This is a genomic window from Jonesia quinghaiensis DSM 15701, from assembly GCF_000423205.1.
Taxonomy (GTDB): Bacteria; Actinomycetota; Actinomycetes; order Actinomycetales; family Cellulomonadaceae; genus Jonesia; species Jonesia quinghaiensis.
This window is the reverse complement of sequence record NZ_AUHN01000004.1, coordinates 543,301-556,393: the sequence shown is the minus strand read 5'-3', so window position 1 is coordinate 556,393 and position 13,093 is coordinate 543,301. Positions and strand designations below refer to the sequence as shown.

At 59.7% G+C, this 13,093-nt stretch carries 13 protein-coding genes; 9 read left to right on the top strand and 4 right to left on the bottom strand.

From position 1 onward, the window contains the following. Positions 1-164: 164 nt before the first annotated feature. Positions 165-992 (top strand): SDR family NAD(P)-dependent oxidoreductase, encoded by an 828-nt coding sequence (locus G538_RS0102690; RefSeq protein ID WP_029068092.1) that lies wholly within the window; start codon positions 165-167, stop codon positions 990-992. Here the strand turns inward: G538_RS0102690 and G538_RS0102685 are convergent. Continuing rightward, on the bottom strand, positions 979-1,926 hold the full coding sequence (locus G538_RS0102685; protein ID WP_157544272.1) for a YwiC-like family protein: 948 nt from the start codon (positions 1,924-1,926) through the stop codon (positions 979-981). The two genes, G538_RS0102690 and G538_RS0102685, sit on opposite strands and share 14 nt — an antisense overlap. Positions 1,927-2,071: 145 nt before the next feature. Between G538_RS0102685 and G538_RS0102680 the strand changes: the two genes are divergently transcribed. Together G538_RS0102680 and G538_RS14765 are read left to right on the top strand one after the other, a co-directional pair. Further along, positions 2,072-2,947 carry a hypothetical protein gene (locus tag G538_RS0102680; RefSeq protein WP_029068090.1) on the top strand — a complete coding sequence of 292 codons (876 nt, stop codon included), beginning with the start codon at positions 2,072-2,074 and terminating at the stop codon, positions 2,945-2,947. Continuing rightward, on the top strand, positions 2,940-3,344 hold the full coding sequence (locus G538_RS14765; protein ID WP_051196494.1) for a GntR family transcriptional regulator: 405 nt from the start codon (positions 2,940-2,942) through the stop codon (positions 3,342-3,344). Before G538_RS0102680 ends, G538_RS14765 begins: the two co-directional genes overlap by 8 nt. A 46-nt stretch (positions 3,345-3,390) precedes the next feature. Here G538_RS14765 and G538_RS14760 read toward each other — a convergent pair whose 3' ends face one another. Next, entirely contained in the window at positions 3,391-4,773 is a 1,383-nt protein-coding gene (locus tag G538_RS14760; RefSeq protein ID WP_051196493.1) for a glutamyl-tRNA reductase, read from the bottom strand. A 62-nt stretch (positions 4,774-4,835) separates the two neighbouring features. Between G538_RS14760 and hemE the strand changes: the two genes are divergently transcribed. From hemE to G538_RS14745, 4 genes are all read left to right on the top strand, one after another. Continuing rightward, positions 4,836-5,897, top strand: coding sequence for a uroporphyrinogen decarboxylase (hemE, locus tag G538_RS0102665; protein ID WP_029068089.1), 1,062 nt, complete (start codon positions 4,836-4,838; stop codon positions 5,895-5,897). Beyond that, positions 5,894-7,303, top strand: a complete 1,410-nt coding sequence (locus G538_RS14755) for a protoporphyrinogen/coproporphyrinogen oxidase (protein WP_051196492.1) — start codon at positions 5,894-5,896, stop codon at positions 7,301-7,303. Before hemE ends, G538_RS14755 begins: the two co-directional genes overlap by 4 nt. Positions 7,304-7,499: 196 nt before the next feature. Beyond that, the gene (locus G538_RS0102655; protein WP_029068088.1) at positions 7,500-7,799 is read left to right on the top strand and encodes a hypothetical protein; all 300 of its coding nucleotides are present in this window, start codon (positions 7,500-7,502) and stop codon (positions 7,797-7,799) included. Between the two features lie 499 nt (positions 7,800-8,298). Further along, positions 8,299-10,437: a glycosyl hydrolase family 18 protein gene (locus G538_RS14745; RefSeq protein WP_169514081.1), complete on the top strand. Its 2,139-nt coding sequence runs from the start codon at positions 8,299-8,301 to the stop codon at positions 10,435-10,437. Between the two features lie 119 nt (positions 10,438-10,556). Here the strand turns inward: G538_RS14745 and G538_RS0102645 are convergent, their stop codons facing one another. Both G538_RS0102645 and G538_RS0102640 read right to left on the bottom strand, forming a co-directional pair. After that, positions 10,557-10,871 (bottom strand): pore-forming ESAT-6 family protein, encoded by a 315-nt coding sequence (locus G538_RS0102645; protein ID WP_029068087.1) that lies wholly within the window; start codon positions 10,869-10,871, stop codon positions 10,557-10,559. 84 nt (positions 10,872-10,955) lie between these two features. Then, complete coding sequence (locus G538_RS0102640) at positions 10,956-11,291, bottom strand: hypothetical protein (protein WP_029068086.1); 336 nt, start codon at positions 11,289-11,291, stop codon at positions 10,956-10,958. Between the two features lie 161 nt (positions 11,292-11,452). On the opposite strand from G538_RS0102640, the gene G538_RS17185 reads away from it, so the two are divergent. Further along, on the top strand, positions 11,453-12,841 hold the full coding sequence (locus G538_RS17185; protein WP_051196491.1) for an FHA domain-containing protein: 1,389 nt from the start codon (positions 11,453-11,455) through the stop codon (positions 12,839-12,841). Continuing rightward, positions 12,838-13,092, top strand: coding sequence for a hypothetical protein (locus tag G538_RS0102625; protein ID WP_029068085.1), 255 nt, complete (start codon positions 12,838-12,840; stop codon positions 13,090-13,092). The genes G538_RS17185 and G538_RS0102625 overlap by 4 nt, the downstream gene beginning before the upstream one ends. Position 13,093 lies beyond the last annotated feature (1 nt).

Genomic DNA, 13,093 nt, shown 5'->3' with positions numbered 1-13,093 from the left:
CGTTTTTCGATATTATCGATTATCGATGCGCTCCGCAAGTGTCAGCACCACTCACAGGCTTTCCTCTGACTCCTCACGTAGGCTCGCGCCAAGCAACCCGCAAACCAAAGCGCAACGTCACCACCCCAGAAGCCCGCCAACACACCAAAACAAGGGACGCACCCATGAGCAAAACAATCGTGATCACCGGAGCCAGCGATGGTGTAGGTGCTGCAGCCGCCCGCCAACTCCACGCAGCTGGGCACCGCATCGTTATTGTTGGGCGCTCCCCCGCCAAAACCACCGCGATAGCCAACGAACTGGGCGCAGCACACTACATTGCTGACTTCTCAGACCTCACCCAAGTGCGCACCCTCGCCCAAGAACTCAGCCAGGCCTACCCCACCATTGATGTGCTAGCAAACAACGCGGGCGGGATCATGGGTGACCGCACCATCACAAGTGATGGCAATGAACTCACGTTCCAGGTCAACCACCTCGCGCCATTCCTCCTCACCACCCTGCTCCTGCCCACCCTGACCGCTAGCAAAGCAACCGTCATCCAAACAGCCAGCAGGGCCGCACGCGTTTTTGGCAAGTTCGACATTGAGGACCTCCAAAACGCCAAAAACTACGCCCCACACACGGCATACGGCAACGGGAAACTCGAAAACATCCTATTCACCAGCGAACTGCAACGCAGATACGGCAACCAAGGAATCAACGCCGTGGCGTTCCACCCAGGGATCGTCGCCACCCAATTCGCCGCCGACACCACACACCTCATGCGGCACATCTACCACGGCTGGTTCAAACGGTTCTTCACCATCACCCCAGAACAAGGCGCCGACCAACTCGTATGGCTCGCGCAAGGCACCCCTGAGGACACATTCACCCCCGGCGCCTACTACGAAGAACGAAAAATCGCCCAGAACATCAACCCCGACTCGCTCAACCCCGAACTAGCGCGCAGCCTGTGGGAAAAATCCGAAGCCCTCGTCAAAACGCCATAAGAACCAACAGCATCAACACACCCGATGCCACCAACTCCCCCACCCCCACTTGGCGCGGCGTGCCACCCACCTGCGGCATCAGCACAGCACGAGCAGCGAGCATCGTGAAAAAGGCAGCAAACACTGCGGCACCGCCGTCATGCAAAGCGCCTCGCGCACCAGATGCCAAAACAAACGGCACAAAAATTGCCGCCACGTGGTAACCCACGGAGGCCGCATAGTAGGCCCGCGAACCACGCTCACGGATCATCGTTTTGACGTAGAACACGGTGCCTAAAAAGTACACTCCCAGCAGCGCTGTTGCCTGCCACACCACGAACCCTAGGGCAGGCAAGGTCGCGAGGGGAGAAAGAGCTGGGTAGGGAGAAAACCCGCTTGTTGACAGCAGTGACAACGTTGCCGCGCCGCCACGATTTAGTTCAGCGATCTCATTTGCAACGTCAGCTGAGAAGTTTTGCCAGACGAGGTCGGCTGGTAGTTGGCCTAGCGACCACGCCAGGGGAAGCATCAAGGTGGCAGCGACAACTGTCACCGTGTCGTTGAGGAGTGAGCGGTCTGCGCGGCGGTGTGAGCAGTACAAACTCACAGCAAGTAACGGTGCATAAGGTGCTGCCCAGATTGCGACATAGGGGTTCATGATGAGCAGCGCCGCTACGGGAACAGCCGCGGCAATCGCATACGCGCGTACCGGTGGGAAGTAGCGGGATTTTCGGCCTGATTTGAGCCACACCCCTGTTGCGTAGAACGCGAAGTACCCTGCGTACCAAGCAAGGATGAGCGGGATGTGCACGACTGTTGGGTGACCGAGCACGATGCCGAGGACCAGCGGGATGGTGAGCATCGCCCAGGCGCCGTGTTGGTCCGGGATCCATCCGCGGGGTATTTTGCGGCGGGGGCGCGGTCGATCCGCTGGTGCGAGGGGCGAGGTGGTCACCAAGCCATTCTGACACACACCGCAATGCCGTCAGGATGAAAGAGGTATTTCCACCCATCGTTCACACCGATTGCCATCTTGTATTGACACAAAACTGAGAAGGTGTCACTCTTCTTGTACCAACCACCTGATACAAGAAGGTTTCATGGCCCCCCTCATCGCACTCATCGCCTTTGTGGTCATCCCGTGTACCCTGGCGTACGCACTGCGCCCCTCAAACAACAACGCGCGCATCACCGTCACCACCCAGTGGCGGGCAGTTCTTGCCGTACGGGTCGCCACAGCCCTCGCCGGAATCGCCGCCGCCGTCCTCATCATGAACACCCTGCCACTCGGTGCAGGCCTCTTCGCTATACCCGGAACCATTGGCGCATTCATCATGCTGGGCATCGCCCTGGGAGAATCTGTCATCCGGCCAACCCCCACCACCCGCACCGCAAGCTCCACACCCCGAAACATGCGCGGCTTTTTGCCACCTGCCCTCACCTGGGTAACCCTCATCATGGCAGTCATCGCCCTCGCAACCGGCACGTTCACCACCCTCACCGCCACAGCAGACGACATGGGAAGAGCAGGGCGAGCACTCACCGAAACCTGCGGCCCCCTCAGCAGTACCCGTAGCCCCTACCCGGGCTGGTATTACACCGGGCCAGCCCTCATCGGACTTATCCTCGCTGTCGTCTGCGCTGCCCTTGCGCTTGCTGTTGTCACCCGGCGAGCTCGCGGGTTCACCACACAACCCGGCGCAGACAACGCCCTACGCCACCGATCCGCCACCCTGATTGTTGTGACACTGCTTGCGAGCATCGGCATCACGACTGTTGGTGTGTCAGCACTCGCAGCAATGGCGCTAACACAAATGACTGACTGCGACTCGTCCCTTGGTCTGCGCATCACCGGCTGGGCATTCCTCGCCTCGGCTGCCGCGACCCTCGTGCTGCTCGGGTGGAGTATCACCACGCTACGCCCTGTGCACAGTGGCCAGCCTGCGGCTTTACCCTCAAAGGATGCACGTGGCTGACCTACACCTTGACCCCTCCACTCCGCTGCCTCCTTACGAGCAGATTCGCGCACAGCTCGCGACACACATCGCCACCGGGGCCCTCCCCCCAGATGCCCGGTTGGCTCCGGTTCGGCAGGTCGCCAGAGATCTTGGTATCGCCCCCGGAACAGTGGCGCGCGCCTACAAGGAACTCGAAAATGCTGGGTTAGTGACCACTCGCCGTGGCGGAGGAACCAGGGTTTCCATGCACATTCCCGCGGCTCAGCAACCTGTTCAACAAGAAGTGGCGGTAACGGACCTCGCCAGTTTGGTAGGTGCGGTGCGTTATCTGGCGCAGCGTCAAGGAACTTCCGTGCAGGCGGTCATGGATAGCGTGCAGGACATTCTTGACGATGCCCCACCCAGATCGCCCTGACACACCGCAGCCGTGCTGAAGCCCTGCGTCGTTACGAGGCGCTACGTTATGAGGCGCGTCGCTCTTGGGTGACGTACACGCCAAGGATTTCGTCGATTGCGGCGGCCACTGCCACTTCATCGAGGAGTTTGTCTACCGGGGTTCCGGCGTTGAGCCGAGTACGCACATCGTTAATGAGGTGGTGCAGCAAGGTGCCTGCGTGTGCGTGAACGCGGCGGGTAATGCGGTCACGTTGAGAGGCATCATCACGGGGAACGGTGGTGAGTTCGTGGGCGATGCGTTGGGTTCTGGCCTGTTCTACCTGGTCAACGAGGCGCACAATCACAGAATCGGCGGTGCGCACGCGTTCAGTGCACAAGTGTTCTTCTGTGGCTTGGGCGATGATGCGCTGCGCGGCGTCCACGGCTGCTTGGGCTACTGATGGTGCATTGGCGCGAATTGTTGACAGATCCATCAGGAGGACAGAATCAAGGTCCGCAACATGAGGGTCAACGTCACGGTGCAACGCCAGGTCAACAATAACCAGGGGAAACTCGTCCCCCTCTGGGTCGCCAGCCCGATCAGCGAGGTCTTCGCGTGCAGCCGCCACGGCGGCCTGCTCGAGGACAAACTCCACAGACGACATGGACGCGGTGGCAGGGTTGCGGTGCCCACCAATACCGGAACAGCACAGCACGATGTCCGCTTCACTGACCGCTTTCAGCAGGTCTGTGACCGGGGTGACTGGGTGGGTGGCCGCAAATACTTCAGCTCGCCCCGATGGTGAATACACGGCAATGTCGGTGACTCCACGTGATCGCAACGCTGCGACCGTGGCACCCGCATAAGCCCCAGTGCCCACCACGAGTGCTGCGGCACGCTGCCACTGCGGCAGTGAAGGTTCAGCAAGGTCAAGTGCGACCGACACAATGGACCGGCCATTTGCGGATAGTTCTGTGTTGTTCGCTACCGCTTTGGAGGTGTGTAGCGCCCGTTGGAACAACCGTTCCAAGCGCGGGTTTGTGGTGTTCTCCGCGTGCGCGGTGTCGAGGGCGCGGCGCACCTGACCAGCGATTTCGCGTTCACCAACCACCATGGAATCCAACCCGGCTGCAACATCAAAAAGGTGCCGGATCGCTTCGGTTGATCGGCGCACCGTGAAGGCGCTGCTCGCTTGCACGGCGTCAACACCGGACTGGCGCGAAATGAGTTTGATGATTTCGGTGGTGGCGTGTTGTAAACCGCCGTCCACGCGGATGTCTGCGCGCTCTGTGCGGGCAGCTAAAGCATCGTCTGTGTCGAGGTACACCTCAAACCGGTTGCACGTTGCGATAACAACGGCACCGGTGACCCCTGGGCAAGCGGCCACGATGTCACGACCGGCTGAGTGCGCTCCTTGCGAGAGTTGTTCAAGCGCCTCAAGGTCGAGCTCGTGGTGGCTTGCAGTCATTGATACGAAAACCACAGCGATTCGATTTAACCATTTATTGCGCGGGAAGGCAGAATCGTCTTATGACCCTGCCTGAATCCCATCCTCTCATTTCTGCTGGCACCAATTCGAGTGCACTGATAAGTGCTTTTCGTGGTTTGCCTCACGATCGAATTCCTGTGTGGTTTATGCGTCAGGCTGGCAGATCCCTCCCGGAGTACATTGAAGTACGCCAAGGCATCGGCATGTTGGATTCGTGCCTGCGCCCTGACCTAGCAGCTGAGATCACTCTGCAACCTGTTCGCCGCCACGACGTTGATGCCGCGATTTTCTTCTCGGACATCGTCATTCCGTTGCGCCTTGCCGGGGTAGACGTTGATATCGCCCCAGGTGTAGGCCCTGTTCTAGGCCACGCAGTGCGCACTGACGAGGACGTCACCGCACTCGAACGCCTCACTCTCACAGATGAGGCCATGGCCCCTATCCGTGAAGCGATTGGGCTGATCACTAGCGAGCTTGGTGCCCGCCCGCTCATCGGTTTTGCCGGTGCCCCCTTTACGTTGGCTGCCTACATGGTGGAGGGTCGCCCCTCTCGTGATCACCTCGCAGCCCGGCAACTGATGGTTGCCCGCCCTGACTTGTGGGCCCGCCTGATGACGTGGTCTGCACAGGTCACAGGCCAATTCTTGCGGGCGCAGGTTCTCGCTGGGGCTAGCGCAACGCAACTGTTTGATTCGTGGGCCGGGTCCCTCAGCCGTGACGTGTATGTCAAGCATGTTGCCCCTGCGTCGGCGGCGGCACTGTCGCACGTCATGGATCTAGACGTTCCGTGCGTGCATTTTGGTACCAACACGGGTCACCTTTTGCCGGAAATGCGCGAGGTTGGTGCCACGGTGATCGGGGTGGATTACCGCACTCCGCTCGACGAGGCGAACACCATATTGGGCGGAACGACGCCACTTCAGGGGAACATTGACCCCGCATACCTTGGCGCACCGTGGGAGGTGCTAGAGGCCCACGTTCGAGATGTGGTGAACCGTGGACGCCATGCACCTGGACATGTGGTGAACCTTGGACACGGCGTTCCTCCCACCACGGACCCCACTGTGTTGACGCGCATCGTTGAATTGGTGCACTCACTATGAGCACCGTTGCCGTTTTAGGCGCAGGTATCGCAGGGCTTACCGCAGCGCACCAGTTGGCAACAACAGGCCACAACGTCACCGTCATTGATGCGTCTACGCAGGTGGGAGGGTTCCTCGCGCCGTTGCGGATGACCGGCCCCCATGGGGATCTCCTCCTTGATGCAGGCGCTGAGTCCTTCGCGACCCGGGCCCCGGCTGTTGGTGAACTTGTGGAGGATTTGGGGTTGGCTGTCACTGCCCCGCAGGACCGCACCGGGTGGTGTGTTCCCGCGAATTTACGGGCTTTCCCCCTTCCTTCTGCAGGCGTGTTGGGGATCCCGGTGGATCCTTTTGCGCCCGATGCGTTGCGCGCTTTGGGGTTTGTTGGTGCGGTTCGTGCGTGGATGGATCGTCTTCTACCTGCTCGGGTTGGGGACTTGTCTAACCTTGATGCGTTTGTGCGGTCCCGGATGGGGTCTGCGGTTGCTGACCGCCTCGTTGCGGCGATCGTTGGCGGGGTGCATTCGACCTCCCCCAATCTGCTGGATGTCTCTGCGATTCACCCGTCGTTCCGGACTTTTTTCGCAGAGGAAGGCACGTTGGCTGGTGTGGTCAAGCGCATCCGTTCCGCTGCACCTGCCGGGCGGGCGGTGCACGGGATTGTGGGCGGGTTACACACTCTTCCCACCATGTTGCAGCAGCGTATTTCTGCTGCTGGTGGCGCTGTTTTGTTGGGTGAAGCAGTGGAATCGGTGACTCAGCGTGATGGCCGTTGGGTGGTGCGTGGCGCGTCGGGGGTGGAGCTCAGTGACACGGAGCGCCTCATTGTTGCGTTGCCTGCCCGGCCTGCGTTGGCTTTGTTGGGGTCTGCTGGGATTCTCGATGCTGGTGATCGGGCGACGACGGTGACGCGAGGGACGGATATCGCGTTGGTGACTCTGGTGGTGCGCTCTGATGAGTTGGCGCGTTTCCCGCGTGGAACTGGGGTGTTGGTGTCGCCTGCGGCTGAGTGTGAGGCGAAGGCATCTACGCACGCTAATGCGAAGTGGCAGTGGGTGGCCGATGAGGTGGAGCGGGTGTTTGGTCCTGGCCATCACGTGTTGCGGCTGAGTTTCGGGCGTCATGGTGATGTTTTGCCTGATGACGACTCTGTTTTTGTTGACGCGGCGACCCGTGAGTTGGGTGGGTTGTATGGGATGCGTGATGCCCGTGTTGTGGCCAGCGCTGTGGTGCGGTGGCCTGATGCGTTGGCCCCGGTGACACCCACGATGCGCGAGGTCGTGGGTGACGCCGTGGCTGCTGCTGCAGCGGCCGGGGTTGGGCTCACTGGTTCTTGGGTTGCTGGGACTGGGCTTGCTGCGACGATTCCGCATGCTGTGCAAACTGCGACAACAATGGGGATCTCCGACACCCTGAATGAGAATTAAATAAGGGTAGGCTTACTTAATTTCTCGCTGTTGAGAATTTGCTCTGCAATTCTTTTACTGACCACATGTCAGGTCAATATCACAGCAATTTTTCGCCGCGTTCAAAAATACATTTCGCGTATTTTTTCGATGCCTCTCACGAGTGGTGCGTCAACGTCGCCTTGCCCACTGCGACGTAGGTCGATAAAGTCACCTCATGCGTAAATTTCGGCGTTCTGCGACCTTCGTTGCTATCTCTTCCCTCCTCCTGATTGCCGGGCCTGCCCAAGCTGACTCGCCCAACAGCATCCCCACCACTGACGCTCCGGCTGACAGCGCCGAGGCACGCGATCTCCTGGTGGAAGTTGCTGGGACTCAATCGCTAGAGACGATCGCATACATCGTTGACGCTGGGCGTGCGCCAGCACTGCTTGTTGACTCCACAACAGGGAATACGGTCGCCGCTATCGACACCAACGCGTCTGGCCCGCTGACTTTCGCTGATCTTAACCGCTAAGAATTTTTGGCTTCCTGTGCGCCCCTGCGGGGGCGCACAGTTCCCATAGCGATCACCTGATGCTTCCACAAGGGGCATATCTACCCCCGGTTGGCACCGGCTAGCCGCACCACCACAAACTTTTTGACGTTTCCCCTGCTCAATGTGGAGCCGTGGGATGCGCGCATCGGAAAGTTTGTGCGCAAAATTCGCCCACACGTGGCACCCGCTCACAGATCTCCCCCACCGTAACCCTTGCCTTTACCGCGTTAGTTAGTAAAGATTACTAATTATTCGGGAGGACTCTCGATATCCGGCCACCGCACCAGCGGTCATACGGGCTGTGAAACAACGACGTTTCACAGCCACACCGACCGGATCAGCACGTCAACACCGCAAAGGAGGCTTCACAACCTCACGGATTGCCGCACCCGCCTCACCGACGAGGCCACTGGACCACGCGGCACCCAACCCATCCATGTCAGATCGCTGAAGACTCTCAGCAGAAAGCAGATGGACCATGAAAAGAACTCTCACATCAGCCATCACAACGGCGACCCTCGGGTTTGTTGCAGTATTCACTGCGCTCACAGCGCTACCAGCAGCCGCCCACGGGTGGGTCACCGACCCACCCAGTCGGCAAGACAACTGCGCCACCGGGGCAACATCTTTCGACTGTGGCTCAATCTCCTATGAGCCTCAAAGCGTTGAAGCCCCCCAAGGCTCACTCCAATGTTCCGGTGGCAACACCGAATTCAGCATCCTCGATGATGACTCCAAGCCCTGGCCAGTCAAGGACATCGACTCATCGGTGACAATCCAGTGGAAGCTGACTGCCGCCCACAACACCAGCACCTGGGAATACTTTGTTGACGGTGAACTACACGAGGTGTTTGACGAAGGTGGCAAACAACCGTCATCAACGATTAGCCACACCCTCACCGACCTGCCCGCCGGCGAACACACCATTTTAGCCAGGTGGAACGTATCGAACACACCCAACGCTTTCTACAACTGCCTCGACGTCAATGTCGCAGGCGGTGACGGCGGAGGCACCGATGGCAACACCGACCCAGGTGACGGCACCGGCAGCAGCGACGGTACAGGGGATGGAACGGGCACAGCCCCGGGATCTGGTACCGGCGGCAACACGTCACCAGAGACCTGCCCAGCAGCCTACTCCGCCACTGAGGTGTATCTCGCAGGTCAGCAAGTGACCCACAACAATGAGATTTGGCGTGCGAAATGGTGGACCCAAGGACAAGCACCTGGCACAACCGGCGAGTGGGGTCAGTGGGTCAAAGTTGGGCCTTGTGATTCCGACGGCGACGGATCTGATGGGGATGGGTCCGACGGTGACGGGTCCGACGGTGACGGGTCCGACGGTGACGGGTCCGACGGTGACGGGTCCGACGGTGACGGGTCCGACGGTGACGGGTCCGACGGTGACGGGTCCGACGGTGACGGGTCCGACGGTGACGGTTCCGATGGGTCGGATGGTGACGGGTCAGATGGTGGAGATCCTGGTGACGGCGATGGTGACAATGAGACCGACCGTGTTGTCGGGTACTTCACCAACTGGGGTGTTTACCAGCGCAACTACCACGTGAAGGACATCAAAACTTCCGGTTCAGCTGAGAAGATGACCCACATTCTGTACGCGTTTGGCAACGTCAAGAATGGTGAGTGCACTATTGGTGACGCTTTCGCGGACTTTGAGAAGTCTTACGCTGCGGCGCAGAGCGTTGATGGGGTCGCTGACACGTGGGACCAGGATTTGCGTGGGAACTTCAACCAGTTGCGTAAGCTCAAAGCCGAGTACCCGCACCTTAAGGTGATTTGGTCTTTTGGTGGGTGGACGTGGTCTGACGGTTTCGGGCAGGCATCGCAAAACCCGGAGGCGTTTGCCTCCTCTTGCCGCGACTTGGTTGAGGACCCACGGTGGGCTGATGTCTTTGATGGGATCGACATTGACTGGGAGTACCCCAATGCGTGTGGTGCCACCTGTGACAACTCTGGGTACGACGCATACACCGACGTTATTCGCGCACTTCGCGCCGAGTTTGGTACCGATTTGGTGACGTCAGCGATCACCGCGGATGCTACAGATGGCGGCAAGATTGATGCCGCTGATTATGCTGGGGCGGCCGAGTATCTCGACTGGATCATGCCGATGACGTATGACTTCTTTGGGGCGTGGGACGCTAGCGGGCCAACGGCACCGCATTCGCCGTTGTCGACTTACCCGGGCATCCCAAAGCCTGGGTTTGATTCCACTACCACGGTGAACAAGCTGACCTCAATGGGGATCCCGTCAGAGAAGATCCTTCTTGGGCTGGGGTTTTATGGGCGCGGCTGGACCGGTGTGACGCAGGATGCTCCTGGCGGCGCAGCTACTGGTGCAGCACCTGGCAGCTATGAGGCGGGCATTGAGGACTACAAGGTCCTCGCGCAATCGTGCCCTGCTACTGGCACTGTGGGCGGTACGTCTTACGGGTTCTGTAACGGGAACTGGTGGAGTTACGACACCCCGCAGGACATTGTGAAGAAGATGGAGTTCGCCTCGGCTCAAGACCTTGGCGGGGCTTTCTTCTGGGAACTGTCTGGGGATACCCCTGATGGTGACCTTGTCAACGCCATCTACACAGGTTTGCAGTAAGTGACAGTGTGGGGTGGGTGCTGTGTGCGCCCACCCCATGCGCCTGGCTCTCCGCCCTAGGCGCTTGGCGGCTTCACACGAGTGTGTGTGGGTTGTTCGCTGCGTCGCGGATGCGTTGGTTAGCCGATCGCTGCGACGGCGCTTTTCGCTTTGGCGAGTGCTGCTTGGGCGGTTTCGTCGTTTGTGGACATGGTTGTGCGCAGGGTGTTGATGATGTCTCGCACCCCACCTGCTGCGTTGCGCCACCGGAGTTCTTTGGCGGAGTAGTCATCTGCTACCCCGTCGGCTTGGTAGTCGGCCATCGCGGCGCGCACATCGGCGTCACGTTGGTCCATAAGTGCCTCTAGTTGGGATGCGACAGCAAGAAAGTTGTCTTGGGCGTTTTGGGATGCTGCGATGTCATAATCGCGGCGATCAGTTTGATTGCTGGCCATGATGGGGCTCCAAAAGGAAAAGTGGAGCGGGTGATTTTTTTCACCCGCTGGGAGTGTCCAGTAGTTGAAACGTGCGTGAGACAGTCAGCGCGTTGTGGAGAATCGGGCTGCGTCGAAGGACACGGCGGACTGGGTGGAGTGGGTGTTGTCAGTCATCGTTTGTTCGCCCTCTTGGAAGGAGCGGTCCATGGTGGAGATACCCGTCAGCACGTCGTTGAGTGCGGTGTTGAGTTCCCGTGAGATGGCATCCACGTTTGCTGTGAAATTGTCAAAAACTGCACGTGCGGACCCATTGAACCTCCCGTTAAGCGGTTCAGCGGCTTGGGCGAGTTGGCGCACGAGTGCACCAAGGTCGTCGGCGGAGTGGGAGGTTTTTGTGGTGAGCTGTCCAAGGACATCGACACCCATGGCGAACTTCATGGAGGGTTCCTTCGTTGTGGCGGGGGTTACTGGATGAGGCCTGACATTATTGACCGCACGGAACACGCCTCAATGGGGAGGTTACCCCTGTGGATAACTTTCGCCTTGCTGTGGATAGCTGGCGCACCACGCCAACAATTCACCAGTAAAGTGGTCGCGTGATGTCGTCCGCTCCACTTCCATGCTCCGTGTGCGGTGCCGCTTTGCCCGCACCATCGTGGGCGTGTGCACGCTGCGGTGCTTTCACCGCGCCTCCCGCCGAGGCGCCTGACAAACCTAGTCAACTTCTCGCTGGGTGCCGCCGCGTCACTCCGTATCGCGTAGCTGCCGCTTTTGTCATTGATGCAGGCAGCGTCGCACTGTTATGTGCCGGGGCAACCTTCACCCCACAACCAGCAGCGGGCATCGTATGGGCTACTGCTGCCGTTGTTGCTGCCCTCATCGTTTTCGCGGTCCGTACCACTGGCCGCAGCCTCGGTTTCCTCATCTTGGGCATACGTCTTGTTTCACGTGAAACCGCGAGCGCACCGGGGTGGGCATTTACTCCGTTGTTCGCGGCGGATGTGCGGCATGGTCGTGATCCTGTGACGGCTGTGTTTGAGCCGTTGGATCTTACTGCTGATGCTCCTGGTTGGGATGATTCGTCGTCGACGGGTAGTGCTCCAGCTAGCCCGCAGCCTCAGCATGCGTCGACGCGTTGGGCGCCGCATCATGCGCAGACTCCTCCGCCCCCGCCTGGTCCGTCTACTTCTCTACCTGCGCCTTTGCCGAAGCCTTCACCGGTGGCAGCTGTTCCTGGTTCGAGGGGTACTGCGGGTGAAGGGCATGTCACGACTGCGTCGTTGAGTACTCCTGTTACTCCGCATGATGGTATTGGCCCGTTGAAGGGTGGGGCGGCGGCGACGACTCAGTTGATGCCGTTGCCGGCTCTGAGCCGTTTTGATGGTTCTCCCTCTCCGATGCGTCGCGATGGTGACGTTGGTGGGGTGGGGGTGTCTGGGGTTGTTTCCCGTAGTGCGGTGAGCGCTGTGTCACCGGCGGATGATGACACGAGTCGCTCTTCATCGCGTGCTGCGCAACGCGGTCAACGCCGTTCGGCGCAGGTGCATCGTCCTGAGCTTCACCCTGTGGATGATGACACGCGTGCAACCGCTAGGTCGGTGGGGTTTTCTGATGGTGTTGGTATGACGCGCCACCGGCTGTCTCTTGTTCTTGAGGTGGATGGTGCTCGCCGTGTCCCGGTGGCACCGCGCATGGTTATTGGGCGTGACCCGGACACTGGCGAAGATCAAACCCCGGTCACTATCCCTGACCTCGCCCGCCAAGTGTCGCGCTCGCACGCCCACCTCGAACAGCATCATGACGGTAGTGTGCATGTGACGGATTTGGGTTCTCTCAATGGGACACACATTGATGGTGAGCAGGGTTTGCAGCGCATCCCGGCGAACACCACGGTGGTTGTTGAGCCCGGTAGCACGCTTGTTATTGGCGATCACCGCCTCACGTTGACGCCTCGCACCCCCGCACCCGCCGCTTTCGCTATCCGATGAGTAAACACACAGATCAGGCCCTGCTTGAGGCAGTGGCCATTCACCGCGAGCGCCTGCATGGCGCGTTCCTTCAGGGGCAGGGTGCTGCCCGTCGCCCGGTTGTGCCGGTGTTGCGTCGTCTTGTGGTGTCGGTTGTGGTTGCTGCTGTGGTGTGTGCTGGTTGTGTTGGGGTGTCTTTTGTTCGCTCCATGTTGGCTGATAATGCTGCGCAGCAGGCCACGTCAATGTCTGTTCATCAGGAAGGTCCTTGAG

What these genes read in the sequence shown, in the direction of transcription:
- G538_RS0102690 (WP_029068092.1), top strand. Translation starts at nt 165, where the DNA reads ATGAGCAAAACAATCGTGATCACCGGAGCCAGCGATGGTGTAGGTGCT.
- G538_RS0102680 (WP_029068090.1), top strand. Translation starts at nt 2,072, where the DNA reads ATGGCCCCCCTCATCGCACTCATCGCCTTTGTGGTCATCCCGTGTACC.
- G538_RS14760 (WP_051196493.1), bottom strand. Translation starts at nt 4,773, where the DNA reads ATGACTGCAAGCCACCACGAGCTCGACCTTGAGGCGCTTGAACAACTC.
- hemE (WP_029068089.1), top strand. Translation starts at nt 4,836, where the DNA reads ATGACCCTGCCTGAATCCCATCCTCTCATTTCTGCTGGCACCAATTCG.
- G538_RS14755 (WP_051196492.1), top strand. Translation starts at nt 5,894, where the DNA reads ATGAGCACCGTTGCCGTTTTAGGCGCAGGTATCGCAGGGCTTACCGCA.
- G538_RS0102655 (WP_029068088.1), top strand. Translation starts at nt 7,500, where the DNA reads ATGCGTAAATTTCGGCGTTCTGCGACCTTCGTTGCTATCTCTTCCCTC.
- G538_RS14745 (WP_169514081.1), top strand. Translation starts at nt 8,299, where the DNA reads ATGAAAAGAACTCTCACATCAGCCATCACAACGGCGACCCTCGGGTTT.
- G538_RS0102645 (WP_029068087.1), bottom strand. Translation starts at nt 10,871, where the DNA reads ATGGCCAGCAATCAAACTGATCGCCGCGATTATGACATCGCAGCATCC.
- G538_RS0102640 (WP_029068086.1), bottom strand. Translation starts at nt 11,291, where the DNA reads ATGAAGTTCGCCATGGGTGTCGATGTCCTTGGACAGCTCACCACAAAA.
- G538_RS17185 (WP_051196491.1), top strand. Translation starts at nt 11,453, where the DNA reads ATGTCGTCCGCTCCACTTCCATGCTCCGTGTGCGGTGCCGCTTTGCCC.
- G538_RS0102625 (WP_029068085.1), top strand. Translation starts at nt 12,838, where the DNA reads ATGAGTAAACACACAGATCAGGCCCTGCTTGAGGCAGTGGCCATTCAC.